19 protein-coding genes are annotated in these 17,557 nt (G+C 66.8%); 7 read left to right on the plus strand and 12 right to left on the minus strand.

Annotated features, from left to right (window positions below):
• Positions 1 to 77 precede the first annotated feature (77 nt).
• Both Hbl1158_RS03230 and Hbl1158_RS03235 read left to right on the plus strand, forming a co-directional pair.
• On the plus strand, positions 78 to 1,109 hold the full coding sequence (locus Hbl1158_RS03230) for a glutathione S-transferase family protein (protein ID WP_303647432.1): 1,032 nt from the start codon (positions 78 to 80) through the stop codon (positions 1,107 to 1,109).
• A 165-nt stretch (positions 1,110 to 1,274) separates the two neighbouring features.
• Positions 1,275 to 2,423: a pyridoxal phosphate-dependent aminotransferase gene (locus Hbl1158_RS03235; protein ID WP_234298632.1), complete on the plus strand. Its 1,149-nt coding sequence runs from the start codon at positions 1,275 to 1,277 to the stop codon at positions 2,421 to 2,423.
• A 21-nt stretch (positions 2,424 to 2,444) separates the two neighbouring features.
• Here the strand turns inward: Hbl1158_RS03235 and Hbl1158_RS03240 are convergent, their stop codons facing one another.
• The 3 genes from Hbl1158_RS03240 to Hbl1158_RS03250 form a co-directional block, all read right to left on the minus strand.
• Entirely contained in the window at positions 2,445 to 2,879 is a 435-nt protein-coding gene (locus Hbl1158_RS03240; protein ID WP_234298633.1) for a PIN domain-containing protein, read from the minus strand.
• Positions 2,879 to 3,118 carry an AbrB/MazE/SpoVT family DNA-binding domain-containing protein gene (locus tag Hbl1158_RS03245; RefSeq protein WP_234298634.1) on the minus strand — a complete coding sequence of 80 codons (240 nt, stop codon included), beginning with the start codon at positions 3,116 to 3,118 and terminating at the stop codon, positions 2,879 to 2,881. The genes Hbl1158_RS03240 and Hbl1158_RS03245 overlap by 1 nt, the downstream gene beginning before the upstream one ends.
• An 86-nt stretch (positions 3,119 to 3,204) precedes the next feature.
• Positions 3,205 to 3,939: a 3-oxoacyl-ACP reductase family protein gene (locus tag Hbl1158_RS03250; protein ID WP_234298635.1), complete on the minus strand. Its 735-nt coding sequence runs from the start codon at positions 3,937 to 3,939 to the stop codon at positions 3,205 to 3,207.
• Between the two features lie 179 nt (positions 3,940 to 4,118).
• Between Hbl1158_RS03250 and Hbl1158_RS03255 the strand changes: the two genes are divergently transcribed.
• Positions 4,119 to 5,231 carry a molybdopterin-dependent oxidoreductase gene (locus Hbl1158_RS03255; protein ID WP_234298636.1) on the plus strand — a complete coding sequence of 371 codons (1,113 nt, stop codon included), beginning with the start codon at positions 4,119 to 4,121 and terminating at the stop codon, positions 5,229 to 5,231.
• Here the strand turns inward: Hbl1158_RS03255 and Hbl1158_RS03260 are convergent, their stop codons facing one another.
• From Hbl1158_RS03260 to Hbl1158_RS03270, 3 genes are all read right to left on the minus strand, one after another.
• On the minus strand, positions 5,232 to 5,768 hold the full coding sequence (locus Hbl1158_RS03260) for an NUDIX domain-containing protein (RefSeq protein WP_234298637.1): 537 nt from the start codon (positions 5,766 to 5,768) through the stop codon (positions 5,232 to 5,234).
• A gap of 62 nt (positions 5,769 to 5,830) precedes the next feature.
• A complete protein-coding gene (locus Hbl1158_RS03265) occupies positions 5,831 to 6,706 on the minus strand; it encodes a 4-phosphopantoate--beta-alanine ligase (RefSeq protein ID WP_234298638.1) in 876 nt (291 codons plus the stop codon).
• 49 nt (positions 6,707 to 6,755) lie between these two features.
• Complete coding sequence (locus tag Hbl1158_RS03270; protein WP_234298639.1) at positions 6,756 to 7,670, minus strand: sugar kinase; 915 nt, start codon at positions 7,668 to 7,670, stop codon at positions 6,756 to 6,758.
• 123 nt (positions 7,671 to 7,793) lie between these two features.
• Here Hbl1158_RS03270 and Hbl1158_RS03275 point away from each other — a divergent pair, with 123 nt between their 5' ends.
• The gene (locus Hbl1158_RS03275; RefSeq protein ID WP_234298640.1) at positions 7,794 to 8,405 is read left to right on the plus strand and encodes a cupin domain-containing protein; all 612 of its coding nucleotides are present in this window, start codon (positions 7,794 to 7,796) and stop codon (positions 8,403 to 8,405) included.
• Positions 8,406 to 8,444: 39 nt separating this feature from the next.
• Here Hbl1158_RS03275 and aspS read toward each other — a convergent pair whose 3' ends face one another.
• Complete coding sequence (aspS, locus tag Hbl1158_RS03280) at positions 8,445 to 9,749, minus strand: aspartate--tRNA(Asn) ligase (protein WP_234298641.1); 1,305 nt, start codon at positions 9,747 to 9,749, stop codon at positions 8,445 to 8,447.
• A 142-nt stretch (positions 9,750 to 9,891) separates the two neighbouring features.
• Here aspS and Hbl1158_RS03285 point away from each other — a divergent pair, with 142 nt between their 5' ends.
• Positions 9,892 to 11,160, plus strand: coding sequence for a HAMP domain-containing sensor histidine kinase (locus tag Hbl1158_RS03285; protein ID WP_234298642.1), 1,269 nt, complete (start codon positions 9,892 to 9,894; stop codon positions 11,158 to 11,160).
• A 174-nt stretch (positions 11,161 to 11,334) separates the two neighbouring features.
• On the opposite strand, the gene Hbl1158_RS03290 is transcribed toward Hbl1158_RS03285, so the two are convergent.
• Entirely contained in the window at positions 11,335 to 12,057 is a 723-nt protein-coding gene (locus Hbl1158_RS03290; RefSeq protein WP_234298643.1) for a phosphoglycerol geranylgeranyltransferase, read from the minus strand.
• A 6-nt stretch (positions 12,058 to 12,063) separates the two neighbouring features.
• Here Hbl1158_RS03290 and Hbl1158_RS03295 point away from each other — a divergent pair, with 6 nt between their 5' ends.
• Complete coding sequence (locus Hbl1158_RS03295; RefSeq protein ID WP_234298644.1) at positions 12,064 to 13,059, plus strand: DNA polymerase domain-containing protein; 996 nt, start codon at positions 12,064 to 12,066, stop codon at positions 13,057 to 13,059.
• Positions 13,060 to 13,099: 40 nt separating this feature from the next.
• Here the strand turns inward: Hbl1158_RS03295 and Hbl1158_RS03300 are convergent, their stop codons facing one another.
• From Hbl1158_RS03300 to Hbl1158_RS03310, 3 genes are read right to left on the minus strand one after another with little or no spacing between them, the layout of a single operon-like run.
• On the minus strand, positions 13,100 to 13,495 hold the full coding sequence (locus Hbl1158_RS03300) for a hypothetical protein (RefSeq protein WP_234298645.1): 396 nt from the start codon (positions 13,493 to 13,495) through the stop codon (positions 13,100 to 13,102).
• Between the two features lie 41 nt (positions 13,496 to 13,536).
• Positions 13,537 to 14,076, minus strand: coding sequence for a hypothetical protein (locus Hbl1158_RS03305; RefSeq protein ID WP_234298646.1), 540 nt, complete (start codon positions 14,074 to 14,076; stop codon positions 13,537 to 13,539).
• Positions 14,077 to 14,130: 54 nt separating this feature from the next.
• On the minus strand, positions 14,131 to 16,065 hold the full coding sequence (locus Hbl1158_RS03310) for a DEAD/DEAH box helicase (RefSeq protein ID WP_234298647.1): 1,935 nt from the start codon (positions 16,063 to 16,065) through the stop codon (positions 14,131 to 14,133).
• Positions 16,066 to 16,242: 177 nt separating this feature from the next.
• Between Hbl1158_RS03310 and Hbl1158_RS03315 the strand changes: the two genes are divergently transcribed.
• On the plus strand, positions 16,243 to 17,121 hold the full coding sequence (locus tag Hbl1158_RS03315; RefSeq protein ID WP_234298648.1) for a hypothetical protein: 879 nt from the start codon (positions 16,243 to 16,245) through the stop codon (positions 17,119 to 17,121).
• A gap of 33 nt (positions 17,122 to 17,154) precedes the next feature.
• Here Hbl1158_RS03315 and Hbl1158_RS03320 read toward each other — a convergent pair whose 3' ends face one another.
• Positions 17,155 to 17,556: a hypothetical protein gene (locus Hbl1158_RS03320; RefSeq protein ID WP_234298649.1), complete on the minus strand. Its 402-nt coding sequence runs from the start codon at positions 17,554 to 17,556 to the stop codon at positions 17,155 to 17,157.
• Position 17,557 lies beyond the last annotated feature (1 nt).

Genomic DNA, 17,557 nt, shown 5'->3' on the forward strand with positions numbered 1-17,557 from the left:
ACAATCGGCCACGCGGTCGTGCACGCGAGCGCACGGGAGCCACACGGCTTTAGCCGCCGCCGCCCCAGTACGGACACATGAGCGACGCGACGAACATGCTCGTCGACGGCGAGTGGCGCACCGACGTCCGGCGCGACACCGGCGACTCCGGCGAGTTCGAGCGAACCGAGACGAGCTTCCGCGAGTGGATCGACGGCTCGGTCCCCGAACCGGGGGCCGAGCCGGTGGACAACCCCGAGTTCCCGGCCGAACCGGGTCGGTATCACGTGTACATCTGCCGGGCGTGTCCGTGGGCTCACCGCGTCGCCCTGACGCGCTCGCTGAAGGGGCTGGAAGATGCGATCTCGCTGTCGCTGACGCAACCCGAGCGCTACGACGACGGCTGGGAGTTCTCCGAGGAGCAGCCCGATCCGCTGTACGGCGCGGACTACCTCCGGGAGATCTACCGGCGAGCCGACGACGAGTACACCGGCCGCGTGACCGTGCCCGTGCTGTGGGACACGGAGCGCGAGACCATCGTCAACAACGAGAGCGAGGAGATCATGCGGATGCTCGACACCGCCTTCGACGGCCTCGGAAACGGGGTCGACCTGTACCCCGATGGCCACCGCGAGGCGGTCGACGACCGCATCGCCGACATCTACCCGCGCATCAACAACGGGGTGTACCGGGCCGGGTTCGCGAACTCGCAGGCGGCGTACGACGAGGCCGTCGACGACCTGTTCGAGGCGCTCGACGAGTACGACGACCTGCTGGCCGACCGGCGCTACCTGACGGGCGACCGCCTCACCGAGGCCGACGTGGCGATGTTCGCGACGCTGGTCCGGTTCGATCACGTCTATCACACGCACTTCCGGTGCAACCGCCGCGGGATCCACGAGTACGAGCACCTCTGGGCGTACACGAAGGACCTGTACCAGACCCCGGGCGTCGCGGAGACCGTGAACATGGACCACATCACGCGCCACTACTACGGCTCCCACGAGAGCCTGAACCCCAAGCGGCTGGTCCCCACGGGGCCGGACATCGACTTCACGGAGCCGCACGACCGCGACCGACTGGCCGGCGGACCGCCCGCGGAACTGACGCCCGACGCGACCGCGGACTGAGCGCGAGGAGCGCGACCGGCCGGGGAGGCCGCGGCGGTGAGTCCGCGCCGTCGCCGCTCGGCTGTCACTCGGCGCGTCTCTCCACACCCGTGATCTGTGACTCCCGAGGGCTCACGGACTGCGGCCACACGTAGCTTCAACACGACTCACCCCGACGCACGAGCCATGCAGCCCACCGCCCGCGTCCGGGAGTGCGACCGATCGCGGATCCGCGTGATGTTCGACCTCGCACAGGAGTTGGAGCGCGAGGGGCGCGACCTCGTCCGCCTGGAGGTCGGCGAACCCGACTTCGACACGCCGGATCACGTCGTCGACGCCGCCGCCGACGCCGCCCGCGACGGTCACACCCACTACACGAGCAACGCCGGCCTTCCCGAGTTGCGGGCGGCCGTCTCCGACACGCTCGAGCGCGAGTACGACGTGCGCCACGCCGCCGACGAGATACTGACCACGACCGGCGGGATGGAGGCGCTCCACCTCGCGACGCTCGCGACCGCCGAGCCCGGCTCGGAGGTGCTGCTCCCCTCGCCCTCGTGGCCGAACTACTGGACGCAGGCCCGCCTCGCCGACGCGACGCCCGTCGAGGTGCCGATGCCCGCGCCCGAGTACGACCTCGACGCCGACACCCTGATCGCCGAGATGGGCGAGGACACGTCCCTCGTGGTCCTCTGTTCGCCCTCCAACCCCACCGGTCGCGTCGCCGACCCCGACGAGGTGCGGGCGGTGGTCGACGCCGCCGCCGAGCGCGACGCCTACGTCATCGCCGACGAGGTGTACGCGAAGCTCACTTACGACCGCGACCCGACCGGGATCGCGGCGCTGACGGGGCATCCCGACCACGTGCTCACGGTCGGCTCCTGCTCGAAGACGTACGCGATGACCGGCTGGCGCGTCGGCTGGCTCGCGGGCGACCCCGCGGTCGTCGACGAGGCGACGAAGGTCAGAGAGTCGACGACCGCCTGCACCGGCAGCGTCGCCCAGCACGCCGCCATCGCCGCGCTCACCGGGCCGCAGGAGCCGGTCGAGGCGATGTACGACGCCTTCCGCGAGCGACGCGACTACGTCGCCGACCGGCTGGCCGACATGTCGGGCGTGACCGCGCCCGAACCGGAGGGAGCCTTCTACGCCTTCCTGAACCCCGACACCGACGAGGCGAGCCTCCCGCTGGCGAAGCGCCTGTGCGAGGACGCCGGCGTCGTGCTGGCCCCGGGCGACGGCTTCGGCGAGGCCGGCCGCGGGCAACTCCGGCTCTCCTTTGCCAACTCGATGGAGCGACTGGAGGAGGGGCTCGATCGGATCGAGGCGGCGCTGTAACGGAGGGTCACTTCGGAGGAATCACTCGGGACGGTATGGGTTCGTGAGAGAGTCCAGTCGATACACGTCGTCGATCCCGTCGAAGTCGTCGTCGAAGGCGTACAGGTAGCCGAGGCCGCCCGTCCGCATGTGCGCGACGACCGCCGCGTCGACGAACGAGAGTCGCGGATGCCGCCGGAAGATCGACTTCGCCGAGGCGTGGACCTGGCCGGTGATCGACTCGATGTGAAAGTTCGCGTTCTCCTCCAGCCGGTCGAGGAAGTCGACCGCCGGATCGTGTCCCGCGTGGGTCGTGAGGCCGTTGAGCGTTTCCGCGAGGACGTACTCCACCACCACTCCGTCAGGGAGGTCTCCGGAGTCGATCCCTCGGAGGATGGCCACCGCCTCGTCGTGTGCGGCGTCTCGACGGTAGGCCGCCGCAAAGAGGACGGACGTGTCGAGTAGTGCTCGCGGCACTACTCGACTCCCCAGCCGTCGTGGTCGGCCGCCGCGTCGGTGTCCGTGGTTCCCTCGTAGCCGTCGAAGTCGGCGAACGTTCCCTCCCGCTGCTGGACGACCTCGACGCGGAGCGTACCGTCGCCGTGGATCTCCCAGCGGAGGTGGTCCCCGTCATCGATGTCCAGTTCCCGCCGAATCCGTGCCGGGATGTTCGCCTGGTTCCCCGAGACGGTACTCTCGGCGGCGGTATCGCTCATAGACGACGGTACGTCGGGATCACTCAAAAGGTTAGTGTGGTTTTACACTACACATCTAGTTCCCCCAGACCACCCCGTCTGGGCGACTAACGCATCAGCTCCCCGCCGTTCACGTTCAGCGTCTCCCCGGTGACGAACCGCGCGTCCCGGAGGTACGCGACGGCGTCGGCGATGTCCGCGGGCTCGCCGTAGTAGCCCATCGGGATCTCCGCCAACTCCTCGGCCTTCTCCGCCTCGCTGCGGTCGCTCGTCATGTCCGTCTCGACGTGGCCGGGGGCGACGGCGTTCACCCGGATGTCGGGGGCGAAGTCACGGGCGTGGCTCTTGGTCACCGACAGCAGCGCGCCCTTGGAGCCGGCGTAGTGAACCTCGATCGGCGCGCCGGTGTACGCGAGGATGGACGAGACGTTCGTGATCGAGGGGGTTGGCTCGGCGTCGCTGTCGCGGAGCTGCGGCAGGGCGGCCTTCGTGACGTTGAACACGGAGTTGACGTTGGTGTCCATCACGCGGTCGAAGTCCGCGGGCGACAGCTCCTCGGTGTAGACGTGCTGGTCGATGCCGGCGTTGTTGACGACGTGATCCAGCCCCCCGAGGTCTGCGACGGCGCGGTCGACGAGACGCGCCGCGTCGTCGGGGTCGGACACGTCGGCGCGAACGATCGTCGCTTCCTGCCCGCGGTCGCGAACCGCCGCGGCCGTCTCCTCGCCGGCGTCGGCGGAGGTGTGGTAGTTGACGACCACGTCGTGGCCGTCGGCGGCGAACCGTTCGGCCACCGCCGCGCCGATGCCCCGGGAGGATCCGGTGACGAGTGCGACTGGCATACCCGCGACGACGGCCGACCCCGACTTGGGCGTTGGCGTCGCGGTCGGCGTCGCCGGCGACACCGATCCGGACGTCGAGTGTACCGCTGGCGACACCGACCGCGACCGCGACCGCGACATCGACCGCGACGACAGCAGCGACAGGAGAACTATGTCCGTCCGGGCCCTTCGATCCGGTAATGGGTCGCGTCCTCGCCGCGATCGGCCGCCGGCTTCGTCGGGTGGAGCCCCCGCCGCGGGTCGTCGACTGGGCCATCGCCGTCTGCGTCGCCTGCGAGGTCGCTTCCGGCCTCTACTCGTTCACCCGCGGCACCCCGAGCGGCGCGTGGGTGTTCTGGCTCCACTCGTCGGTCGGACTGACGCTGGCGGCGCTGGTGGGATTCAAACTCTACCGCGTCCGCCGGCGCGTCGCCGCGCCCGCCTCGTGGGATCGCTTCACCCCCGTCTCCGTGCTCCAGGCGGTCGTCACCCTCGCCGCCCTGGGAACCGGGACGTTCTGGGTGCTCGGGGGTAACGTGCCGATCCTCGCGTGGACGACGCTGAACCTCCACGTCGGCCTCGGCCTCCTGCTCGTTCCCCTCGTCCTCTGGCACCTCCGCGGCCGGTACCACTCCCCCCGCGACGTGGACCTCGACCGCCGGGCCGCCCTCCGGACGGGCGCGCTGCTCGTCGCCGGCACCGTCGCCTGGCGCGCGACCGAGACGGCCGACCGCGTCCTCGGCGGTGCGACGCGGCGCTTCACCGGCTCGAAGCCCACGGGCGATCTGTACGACACCGAGACCGAGGGCGGGAGCTTCCCCGTCACCTCGTGGGTCGCCGACGACCCCGACCCGGTCGACCGCGAGTCGTGGACGCTCTCGGTTCGCGGGCTGGTCGAGGAGGAACTCGACCTCCCGTTCGAGGCGGTCGCGGGCGACGCCGACGGCCCCGACGCGTCGGTGGCGGCGACGCTCGACTGCACCTCCGGCTGGTACACCCACCAGCGCTGGGGCGGCGTCCGCGTCGGCGACCTGCTCGAGTCGGCGGGCGCGGACGACGACCGCGCCCGCTACGTCCGGTTCACCTCGGTCACGGGCTACCGCTGGTCGCTCCCGGTCGACGAGGCGCGCGACGCCGTGCTGGCGACGCACGTGGGGGGCCGACGGCTCTCTCACGGCCACGGCGCGCCGGCCCGGCTGGTCGCGCCCGGCCGTCGGGGGTTCCAGTGGGTGAAGTGGGTCGAGTCGGTGGAGGTGCGCGAGCGGGGCGACCCGATGCAGTGGCTCGTGACCCTGATCTCCGGGTTCGACTGATCACTCCTCGTCGTCGCCGGCGGCCCCGCCGATATCGTCGCCCTCGGCGGCCGCGGCGTCGGCCCCGTGCGGGCTGACGAGGTGGACGTGCCCCTCGGTCGCGACCGCGTCCGCGACGCCGGCGGGGAACAACGGCGCGTCGGCCGCCCGGAGATCGGCCAGCGTGCGCCAGTACGCCTCGTACTCGAAGGGGTCGCCGTCGCCGTCGTCCTCGACGCCTCGGAATCGCTCGCGGTCGTACAGCGCCTCGTCGGCGAACGTCGCCTCCCGGACGACCGCGAACTCGTGGTGGGCGTCGCCGTCCCACTCGAACACGTTCTCGACGGTGCAGACGGTCGATCCGGCCTCGACGGCGACCGCGAGTTCCTCCTCGAACTCCCGTTCGAGGGCGGCGTCGCTGGGTTCGCCGACGCGAATTCCCCCGCCGATGAAGCGGTGGAAGTGAGTCTCGTCGGTGCCGGGGAGGCGCTGGACGAGGTACTCGTCGGTGTCGGGTCTTCGGACCGCGCCGAGGGCGACGCCGCGGATGTCGGGCATCGGGTCGTGTCGGTCGAACGGTCGGTGCAAATCGGTTCCGGATCGGGGCGGGGCGATCCCGGTCAGTCGAGGTCGCCCTGCCGGATCGCGCGTTCGGCGTCCCTCAAGGCGGCCTTGGGGTCGAACCCCTCGACGACCTCCCGGAGTTCCTCGTCGCTCGCGTCCGCGAGATCCCGGGCGTGGCGGGTGACGTTCGGCACGGCGCGGATGATGTTGTCGACGACGGGGACCGCGGCGACCTGCGCCGACCGGCTCATCGGGTTCAGGTCGATCACGATCTCGGTCTTGCCCATCGCGCCCAGCGCCTCCGCGCGGTCGCCGTCCTCCAGGGGGACGACCACCACGTCCGCGTCGCCGATGCCGTCGGCGTCCACCCTCGCGCGCTCGTGGCTCAGTCCGGGGATGCGTCCGTCCGCAGTCAGCCCCTTCACGTCGCTCGCGCCGTGCTCGCGGAGGTGCTCGGCGATGGCCTCCATGCGCTCGGGGGTGCGATTGAAGAGGTTCACCTCGACGTCCGCGCCCGTCGCCTCGGCGAGGTCGACGACCTCGCCGGGCACAAGCGCCGCGACGTTGCCGTTCACCGAGATCACCGGGTGGTCAGCCAGCAGGAGGTGTGCCGCGGCGGCGCGGGCGGCGTCGTCGGCCGAGGGGAGCGTCTCCTCGCCCAGCAGGTAGTCGAACGCCTCGCCGCGGCCCTGCGCGATGAGGCCCTGTTGCGAGGTGATGCCGATGTCGACGCCGCGTTCGATCCGGTGGCGGGTGAGCAGCGACTGGTAGCGCGGGTGATCCTCGGGTATCTCCGACTCGTGATCAGGGTCCGCGGGAACCTCGGGGTCGGAAGCGTCGTCGGCGTCCCGGTTGGTGGCGTCGCCGTCCGGGTCAGCGTCGTCGGCATCCGGATCAGCGTCTGCGGCGGCCGGGTCGGCGTCGTCGGTCATACTCCGGCGTCGGCGGTCCGGGACGAAAAGGGCGTCCACTCGCGACGGGTCACTCCCCGGCGCGGATCGTCGCGCCCGTCGGGTGGACGGCACAGGCGTCGGCGTCGTAGCCGGCGTCCGACAGGCCGGTGCCGAGCGCGTACACCGTGCGGCCGAGCATCGCCATCGACGCGAGGCCGCCCTCCGCCTCGACGGCTTCGATCGCCTCGGCGACCTCCGGGACGAGCAGTCCCGCCTCGCCGGCGAACTCCCGGCCCGACGCCAGCAGCTCCGACTCGTCGGGCGCGCGCATCAGCCGCGTCAGCGCGGCCTCGCCCGCCTCGCGGACGGGGTCGAGGCTCCCCGAGAGCACCCGCTCGGTCGAGAGTTCGCCGAAGGAGAGGTACTCGATCCGGGGGCGGGCGGGTACGCCGTCCATGCGGCCGTAGCCGGGCGATCCCGGCTCCAGGCGGACCGGGAGCCCCCCGCGGAACTGCCCGACCACGTCCCCGAGACCGGTGCCGGCGGCGGCCTCCGCGGCGTGAGCGACCCGCACGAGGTCGTTCTCCGAGCGACCGAGGTCCAACACGGCGTTGGTCGCCAGCGCCGTCGCCAGCGACGCCGCGCCGCTGACGCCGAACCCGGAACCGATGGGCACGTCGCTGGCGACCTCCACCTCGACTTCGTCGGCGACGGCTAACGCCGCGAGCACGCGGTCGACGGGTTCCATCTCGGCCGGAACACCGTCGATCACCACGCCGTCGGTGGCGTCGCTGGCATCGGTGGCGTCGGCGGCGGGGGCGGTGGTATCGTCGCCGGCGGCTGGAGCGGCCTCGTCGCCGTCGAGCGCCCGGACGGTCACCTCGACGCCGTCCGAGAGCGCGAGGCCCGCGCCGCGAGAGCCGGCGCGGGCGGGGTCGTCGTCCGGGTACGGCGCGAAGAAGGCGGTGACGTGACCCGGCGCGAACGCGGTCGCCTCGTCCATACTCGCGACACCGCCGGGGGGCGAGTATGGGTTTCGGTTCCGGGCGACGCGCGACCGTCCGTGCGGGCCGACGGGACGCCCGCGACCCGCGAACTTTTGCGCGTTCGTGCGCCCCGTCCACGCATGGAACACGTCGTCGTCGACGACCTCGACAACTCCCTGCAGCCGGCCGCGGTGATGCGTCACCTCACCGAACCGCTCGGCTGCGAGGACCTCGCGATCAACTACTACGAGCTCGCCCCCGGCGACTCCTTCGCGTTCGCGTACCACAACCACGAGGTGCAAGAGGAGGTCTTCGTCGTGCTCTCGGGGACCGCCACGTGGGTGGTCGGCCCCGAGCCGGCGGACTCGGACGACCCGACCGCCGCCGACCCGGGCGACCCCCGGGAACGCCGCGAGGTCGAGGTCGGACCGATGGAGGCGATCCGGGTCCCGCCGGGACAGTTCCAGCGCGGGTGGAACCGGCGTCCGTCGGAGACGGACGGCGACGGCAACGGCGACGGCGGGGGGCCCGCCAAAGCCGAGCGGGTAACGGCGCTGGCGCTCGGCGCACCGCTGGCGTACGGCGAGCAGCTGAAGCGCGACGACTGCCCCGCCTGCGGCGAGGAGGTCGCCGTGACCATCGAGCGCGCGCCGGACGAAGCGGAATCGCTGATCACCGTCTGCGACGACTGCGGCGGCGAGGTGGCGCGCTGGCGACGCGGCGCAGACGGGGAGAACGAACGGGTCAAGTGAGCCGCGGAGGAACCGATCCGCGGACGCGACGCCGGCCGGTCAGGGCGAGAGCCGCTGGCGGTCGCGCGGGAAGAGGACGGCCTCGCGGATGTTGTCCAGGCCGAGCATCGTCATGAGGAGGCGCTCTGCGCCCATCCCCCAGCCGGCGTGCGGGGGCATCCCGTAGCGGAACATCTCGGTGTAGTACTCGAACTCCTCGGGGTCGAGCCCCTGCTGCTCGAAGCCCTCGATGAGGCGCTCGTGGCGGTGCTCGCGCTGGCCGCCCGACACCAGCTCCATGCGCGGGTGCATCATGTCGAAGCCGGTCGACGTCTCGGGATCGTCGTCGTGGTCCTTGATGTAGAACGGCTTGACCTCCGAGGGCCAGTCGGTGATGAAGTAGTGTTCGCCGACCGCCTGCCCGAGCACGTGCTCGGCCTCGGTGGAGAGGTCGTCGCCCCACGCGAGGTGCTCGTCGAGCTCGCCGGTCGCGTTGATCCGGTCGAGGGCGTCCTGGTAGCTCAAACGCGGGAAGTCGCCGTCGGGAGCCTCGAACTCGTCGGCGATGTCGAGCGCCTCGAGCTCGTCGGCGCAGTTCTCGGCGACGGCCTCGTAGGCGGCCGTCGTGACCGCCTCGGCCACGTCCATCGCCTCCGAGAAGTCGCAGAACGCGCCCTCGAAGTCGATGGAGTGGGCCTCGTTGAGATGCCGGGGCGTGTTGTGCTCCTCCGCGCGGAAGATCGGACCGATCTCGAAGACGCGCTCGACGTTGGAGCCGGCGATCAGCTGCTTGAACAGCTGCGGGCTCTGGTTCATGAACGCCTCCTCGCCGAAGTAGGAGATGGGGAACAGCTCCGTGCCGCCCTCGGTGCCGGTGGCGACGATCTTCGGCGTGTTGATCTCCGTGGCGTCGTGGCTCCGGAACGCCTCGCGGACGGCGCGAAGCACCTCGGCGCGGATCTCGAACACCGCCTGTACCTCGGGCTTGCGGAGGTCCAGCGTGCGGTTGTCGAGTCGGGTGGGGAGTTCGGCGTCGACCTTGCCCGAGGGGTCGAGCGGCAGTTCGGGGTCGGCGGGCGCGACGATCTCGATGCTCGTGGGGACGACCTCGACGCCGGTGGGGGCGCGCGGCTCCTCTTTCACGTCGCCCTCGACCTTCAGGACGGACTCGCGGTGGGCGTCCAGCCCCGTCTCCACGAGGTCGTCGTCCATCTCGTCTTTCTCGAGTTTGATCTGGATCTTCCCGCGCTTGTCGCGGAGGATCAGGAAGGCGATTCCGCCGAGGTCGCGGGTCTCGTGGACCCAGCCGGCGACCGTGACCGCCTCGCCGGGGGTCGCGTCCGCCGTGTAGGTTCGACCGTGCATGCACGTCGATTCCGGCGCGAGGCTTTAAACTCGGTCGATCCCCGTCGTCGCGCCCCGGGACGGAGTCTCACGGAGGAGCGGGTCGGCCGCGACGGCGGCCGCGTGGGGTAGGCTTATTGCCCGCGCATCGAATCGCTCGGCAGTGACCGATCCGGAAGGGGCCGCCGGATCGACCGCGGCGGACGGTGCGGGCGGCCCGGAGTCGGGGGAGGAAGCGACCGACGCAGTCGACAGCGGCGTCGCCGGCGATCGCTCGTGGTTCTCGCCGGCGCTGGCGGCCAGCGGGCTGTTCACCGCCGCGCTCGCGCTCGGAACCGCGGGCGTGGTGTTCGCCTCGCCGTCCCGCACGCCGGGGTCGGTCGTGCTCGGGCTGACGGGGCCGCTGTGTGCGATCTGGGCGTACGGGGTCGTCCTCCTGTGGGTCGCGCGGGCGGAGCCGCCCCGGCGACACCACGTCCGGCTGTCGGGGTGGCTCGTCGTCGGCGTCGTCCCGCTGGTCGTCGGCGCGGTCGTGACGCAGGCGTACAGTTCGGCCGTCGGCGCGCTCGACGGGATCTCGCCGGGCGCGGCGGGCGTGTGGGCCTGCGGCGGCGTCGTCTTCGGCGCGGCCGTCGGCATCGGCGACGTTCGCGTTCGCATGCGGACCGCCGAGGCCGAGCGGGCGAACGCCCGCAACGAGCGCCTTGTCGAGGTGCTGACGGTGCTCAACCGGGTGTTGCGCCACGACGTGCGCAACGACCTCACGGTCATCGCGGGCTACATCGACCTCGCGCGCCGCGAGGGCGACCCGGAAATCGCCGAGTACCTCGACGGGATCGAGGCGCGCGCCGAGCGAATCGAGCGCCTGAGCGACCACGCGCGCCTCGCCGAGAACGCCGTCCTCGGCGACGACGGCGTCGAGGGGACGACCGACCTGGGGCTCGTCGCCGAGCGCGTCGTCGGCACCGTCGGTCGGGACTTCCCGGCGGCGACGGTGTCGGTGGCGGTCGAAGACGGCCCGAGCCCGCGGGTTCCCGGGCACGACCTGCTGGAGTCGGCGCTGCACAACGTCGTCGAGAACGCCGTCGAGCACGCCGGCCGCGACGATCCCACGGTCGAGGTCGCCGTGCGCGTGCGTCCCGCGGACGACCTCGCGGCCGACCGGCGGCCGACGCTCGGCGACGACGGCGGGCGCGTCGCCGCCGACGAGGTCGTCGAGATCGAGGTCGCAGACGACGGCCCGGGCTTCCCCGAACGCGAGCGCACCGTGCTGGAGGAGGGCGGCGAGGACGCATTAGAGTCCAGTTCCGGGATGGGGCTGTGGGTGGTCCATTGGATCGTCGACGCCGTCGGCGGCACGGCGTCGGTCGCCGACCGCGAAGGCGGCGGCAGCGTCGTCACCCTCCGGTTCCCGCGAGCCGACGCCGAGTGAGTCGGGGCGGTCGGCGGCACCTGGCGGGTGCGACGGGGATCGCCGAGGGCGAGCGCGTTCGGGAATCAGAGCGTCGGTGGACGAAATCACCGGGGAGCGAGTGCGCCGGAGGAACGATGGCGGGAGCGGTCGGTCGCGTCGCCCGCGCGGGTACGTCGACGGGATCGGGAGCGGCTACGCGTCGGCGAGTTCGGCGTGGGCGTCGCCGACGCCCTCGACGGTCTCGCGGACGGCGTCGGCCCCCTCGTCGTGGAGGAGGTCGCCGACGACGACGGTGTCGGCCACCCGACCCATCTCGTAGGCGTCGTCGTAGCCGTGGATGCCGCCGCCGTAGAAGAGCGTCGAGTCGTCGAGGGCGTCGTGGGCGGCCTTGACGGTCTCGCGGTCGCCGAGGGTGCCCGAGTACTCGACGTAGACGATGTCCTGGCCGAACATCTTCTCGGCGACGCGGGCGTACGCGCCCACCTCCTCGGGCGTGAGGTCGCAGTCGGCGCTGGTGAGCTGTGCGGCGGAGGCGTCGGGGTTGAGCACGATGTACGCCTCGGTGTGGGTGCGGTCCCAGTCGAGGTCGTCGGCGATGCGGACCCACTCCTTGTGCGCGCCGGTGATCCAGAACGGCTCGCCGGCGTTGAACACCGTCGGGATGAGGTAGCCGTCGAGGGCGGGGTCCTCGACGACGACGCCCGGGTTCGACGGCTCCTGGTACAGCGGGACGTTGTGCTCCTTGCACGCCTCGATGACGCGAGTGGCCTTCTCGGAGGTCACGTCGAGCGTGCCGCCGATCTCGATGGCGTCCGTGCCGGTCCTGCAGGCGTCGGCGAACGTCTCGTCGGCGTGAAGCTCCTTGTCGGGGTCGATCTTCAGGACGTGATCCCACTCCGCCCAGGGCGCGCTCATGTTGGTGTGGATGGTGAGAGGAGGGCTAAAAAGGGCGCGGATGGGCGTGATATAATTCGCGAGTCAGATGATCCCAAAGAGATCGCAGCGTTGGAGTCGTGCTCGGCGGCGATCAAGTGGATCCTCGTGTCGTGTTTCGGCTACCAGGGCTTCTCGAACGCGAAGTACGGCCGCATCGAGTGCCACGAAGCAATCAACGCCTTTGCCCGGGAGATTCTGATCGATGCGAAAGCTGCACTAGAAGCCGGCGGGTGGCGTGTGCTGCACGGGATCGTCGATTCGATCTGGGTGACGCCCGCGCCTGATGTTGGTGAAACCGAGAGACGGCCGCTCGAAGCGATCGCGCAGGAGGTGAGTACGGAGGTGGGCATCGAGTTGGAGTACGAGGGTGCCTTCGAGTGGGTCGCTTTCTGTCCGCGTCGCGGTGGCGATGGTGGGGCGCTCACGCGGTACTTCGGGCGGCGTCGTGGCGAGTCGTATCCAGAGGAGGGTGTGGGTGAGGCGGTGAAGGCCCGGGGGATCGAGTGCCGCCAGGACGATACCTCGACGTGGATCAGTCGGTTGCAGGCGGCGTTGATCCGGACGTTGGACCGGACGCACGACGTGGAGGCCGTCGTCGGGGAACTGCGGCGGTGGCTCAGGCGGCTAGAGGATGGGGACGTTGACCTGTCGGAGTTGCTGGTGACCCAGCGGGTGTCGAAGCGCGCCCAGCAGTATCGGGATGAGACCGTGACGGTGGCGGCGTTGAAGCGTGCGAAATGGAAGGACTGTGCGCTCGAACCCGGACAGCGCGTCGAGTATCTGGTGGTGGATGATGACGCGACGGGGCTGGGGCGGGTGCGACTTGGGTATGAGTCGTTGGGGCGGTACGATGTGGAGTGGTATCGCCGTGAGGCGATTCGGGCCGCCGAGAGTGTGGTCTCGCCACTTGGGTGGGATCGCAAGCGGATTCAGCGGGTGGTGTCGGGCGTTGTGGAGCCGTCGCTGGGGGAGTTTGGGTAAGTACGGTGTTGCGTGCTAATTTAGATATTGTCCGGTGGCTCTATTCGTCGTCTTCTAGGAACTGGATTGCTGCACCAACACCGTGGGCAGAAATTACGTAGCCACCACGTTCGTCATCTGACTCAACGAACGAGAGTTTACTGGCGTAGTTTTGAACCGCACTCTTGCTGGACTCGAGCGACTCTGCGTACTCAGATGCATTCGCTCCTTCTTCGTCTTCCCCGAGCTCATCTAGTGAAGTAGCTGCCCGCCTGTAGAGCAGTTGAGCGACAAACCGCTCCTTATTCGAGAGATCGCGGTACCGATCAAGAAACACGGGCTCGCCCGATTCCTCGTCGATTCCTATGATTCCTGAGAGAGCATCGAACAGTCGCTCCCGGTCGAAGTCGCCACGGTTCATGTACAGGCCCTCTAACGGATCCGCGTCATCAGCCATGCCGAAGTGTCGGAAGGATTGTCTAATCAGTTTACCGGTGGCTACAGTTCAAGCAGTTCCTCTTGGACGTATTCCTCTCCCGTGAGGGTGAGATGATACGCATCTTTGCCCTCTCGTTCATCGACCTTCTCAAGCCGACCGTTGCCGGCCTGATTCGAGAGGTCGCGAGAGACATTCGCCCCTAATCCGATTTTAGCATCCTGTGCCCGCTCCTCGACTTCGGTGGAGGTGAAGTCATCCAAATCTTCGTGGTATTCGAGATACCACCCAACGATGAGTGCTCGCTCCTGCTTCGTCGGGTTGTCACTCTCCTTGTAGAATTCCGTAAGGGACCGTGTCTTTGTGCGGCTGGCTGTCGAGCCACCCGTCTCATTTTTCGATTTTCCACCAGTATCCTGAGAGACGGAGCCAGCGCCGTCTGCAGCGGCTTGAACAGCTTCCGTGTCCACATCGCTCAAATAATCTTCACGAAGCCCTTCAAACCACGTCTCGGCTTCGTCAACGGGGCCCTCTACGTCGACTGTGACATCACCGATGCTGACGTGCAGGCGCAGACTCTCGGAATCAGAATCGTCGGCCATGAATAGAACCAGATAGCGCCAGTACTTGTTTGTTACCGAATTAGCATCATACAGTTACACGTCGTCCCATACGGTCTTCGTCACATCCACCCCCTTCTCAGCGAGGTATTGCGTACTCTCCCGGCCCCAGTCCTCCTCGCCCGACCCCTTCGTGAGAAGGATATAAACAGAAGCATCTCCCAGCGGCCGCATGGTCCGTCCTGCTCGCTGTCCGGTCTGAGACCGCGACGATCCCATCGTCGACGCGAGGATTGCTACCTCGGCGTCCGGGAGGTCAATCCCTTCGTCACCAACTCTGGAGATGATGAGCGCTTCAAGATCGCCAGCCCGGAATGCATCATAGATGTCCTCGCGATCGCTGTGGTCAGTCTCACCGTAGACAAACGGTAGTCCAAGATCATCTGCGAGATCCTTCCCCTGCTTGATCCAGTCGACGAATATCAGTGTCTTTTGACCTTCGTGCTCCTGGAGAAGCGACCGGATCACCTCGTGCTTCTTCGGATTACGCGCCGCCTCGATCTGCTGTTTGCTTCCTGACGCACGTTGATACCGGTCACGGGACTGCTTACTGTCCCACGGAACCGGGATCAGCTCGACATCGGGCTTCTCAACCCATCCCTCTGCGAACAACGAACCCCAATCGGTCCCGATCGGCGGTCCAATGAGCGTGTAGATCTCCTTCGAATCTTGGGCCTCTCTCACCGGAGTAGCAGACAGACCGAGTCGTGCCTTTGACTGAATCTCTCGGAAACGCTTCCACGTTGAGGCAGCTGAGTGGTGGCACTCGTCAGCGATCACAAGCCCCCAATCCCGCTCGTTGAACAGTTCGCGGTGGCGGCTCATCGACGCTGTATCGTATGTTGCAATCGTTACAGGCCGGATCTGCTTCGTGCCACCGTGATACTGTCCAATCTGTCTGGAAGAGAGCGTGGTTTTTTCGGTGAGTTCGTCTTTCCACTGCTGGGCAAGTTCTCGGTTCGGAACGATGATGAGTGTCTCCCCACCGATAGCCTCCATCGCGCCGATTGCTGCGATGGTCTTTCCACTCCCAGATGGACCTACGAACACCCCACTACGCCGAATCGAGAACTGCTCGACCCAATCCTGCTGGTAGTCTCGAAGTTGAATGTCGCTAGAGAGTTCGATGTCGAGCTTGGACCCCTCTTCGAGCCGCCGTTCATCAGTTACTGGATATCCTGCATCGTACAGTTCCTCTTTGACCGCTGCAGCACTCCCGTTAGTCACACGAAGTTGCGTGTCCGAAATGAACTTGCTGTAGTGATCCCCGTACTCTAACTTCCGCTTGGCGACGTTTTCGAAGACATCTGAGTCCGCGGCCTCGAGGACAACGTGGCCGTCAGGGTGGGTGAACAAACGGAACTGGTGGGCGCGGTCCCAGTCGTCCCTGATCCGACTCTCGAACCCGCCATCCCACTTGTCCTGTCCAATGAGATCGAGGAGATCTCGCCGTAGCTTGTCGAACGAATCATACGGCGCATTCCAGATGTCCACTTGACCGATCTTGTAGAGGTAGCCATCTCCAGTCGAGTCGATCAGGTGAGCTGTCTGAGCGAGCGTCCGTTGGCTCTGGTCGGTCGGCGAAGCGATAACGACCTCACGGCGACTCGGGAAGAAGAGGACTCGCTCGTCATCTTCATCCGGGATTTGACTCGTAGCAGAGTCACGATCCTGTGGTTCAGTACCTGTTTCATTGTCGGCGGTATCGGGTTCATTTTTTTGGCTGTCTGATGTGGGCTCGGAGCGGTGCGTTACATAGCGTGGGTCATACCAGACCTTTGCTCGAGCGCCGATCTTTTGGGATTCGAGCGCACCGTCGTCGACGAGCTCGTAGAACTTCTGCCTGGCAGTTTCTCTTGAACAACCAACTACCTCGGCAATATCGCTGGTCGTAACGAATGGTTGGTTATCGTGTAGCTCCTCGATCGCATCTATAATTTCTTCGAGAGGATACAGTTCATTGCTGGGCATTGATATTCCTCATAGGCTTCTCGTTGTGTGGTTTTGTTACGTGCAAAGCGCATATGTCTTTTGGTTGAATTCTTAGAGATGGGGAGTTAGACGGGGATTCTGCCCCGCTCAAGAAGTCAATCTAATCGGAAATAGCAATCATAAATGTTTCAATGAGCGTGTCAGTTGTATTCGTTAATGAGTTTAGAGAAGGTCGAGGAAGAACTCCTCGAGGGTGGCCTCCACGAGGAGTCCGTAGATCGGTTGCTGGATCACTACCAGGCGATGCAAGGGCGAATCAAAGAGGGAGAATACGACGAAGCGGGGACTCACATCGGAAACTTCTGTGAGAACATGGTGAACATCCTTCGTGATGCGATGGGGGAGTCGGTCGAATCGCGGCCGGACCTCGGTACCTTTGTCGACCATTGCCTTGCAGGTAATATTGGTACTGAAGAGCCGGACAGCATCCGGCTGCAGGTTGCTCGAGTTCTCCGAGCGGCCTATGATATCCGGAACACTCGTGACTCGGTCCACGTGAATCTCCAAGTCCCAGTCAACCACGCTGACACACAGGCTGGTATTGCGATGTGTTCCTGGATGTTAGCCGAAGTCCTGCGAGTCTACGGAGATGGCGATGAGGCCGACGACATGAAAGAGATCGGTGAACTGATCGAAGAACTCTCTGAGCCTGTTACTGAGGGTAATCCTCTCCAGACGCTTGAGGCATCACAGGATGACCTCAACCGCCAAGCTCTCGCCGATGCACTAGATGGCCTCGTGAAAATCAACGGCGGAGAGATCCATCCGAGCCGGGGATTTGGCGAGTTGACAACAAATGAGAAAGTGATTGTACTTCTGCTTGCTCAGCGTGCGGCCGCAGACCTTGGAGCTACTGAGCAAGAAGGGTTGACTGCAAACTGGATCTCGTCGGGCGAGCGCGCAGATGTTACATCAACGAGAGTTCGCCAAATCTTCAACGAATACGGCTTCATCTATAACGGGGACGACAACGGGGAATATCACGTCCCTGGCTTCAGAGTCGAAGAAGCGTTGGCCTGCCTCGAAGCAGAGTAGTTGCGTGTGATCGCGATACGCGATTAGCCGTAGTTATTCGTCAGAGTCGTCGCTAAGGTATTCGATCGCGAGACCGACCGAATGGCTTGGAATATAGTATCCGCCGTGTTCATCGTCGTTAGCGACGAAGTCCAGACTTCCGTAGTTCTGAATCGTGCTCGAACTTGGATCCATTCGTTCAGCGAGATCACCACTTGAGGCCCCGATTTCTTCTTCCTCGATGATGGCGAGAGCGACGGCAGCTCGACGCGCCAAGAGGCGGGCTACGAACTTTGATTTATTATCCAATTCGTGGTACCCGGTCTGAGGAACGAGTTCGCCACTATCACCATCGACACCCAGGACACCGTCGATCGCATTGGCGAGCTGCTCGCGGTTGACCGCTTCCTTGTCAACGACGACCCGCTGGAGTGGGTCCTCTTCGCTATCGCTCATC

Source organism: Halobaculum sp. CBA1158 (genome assembly GCF_021431925.1).
Classification (GTDB): Archaea; Halobacteriota; Halobacteria; order Halobacteriales; family Haloferacaceae; genus Halobaculum.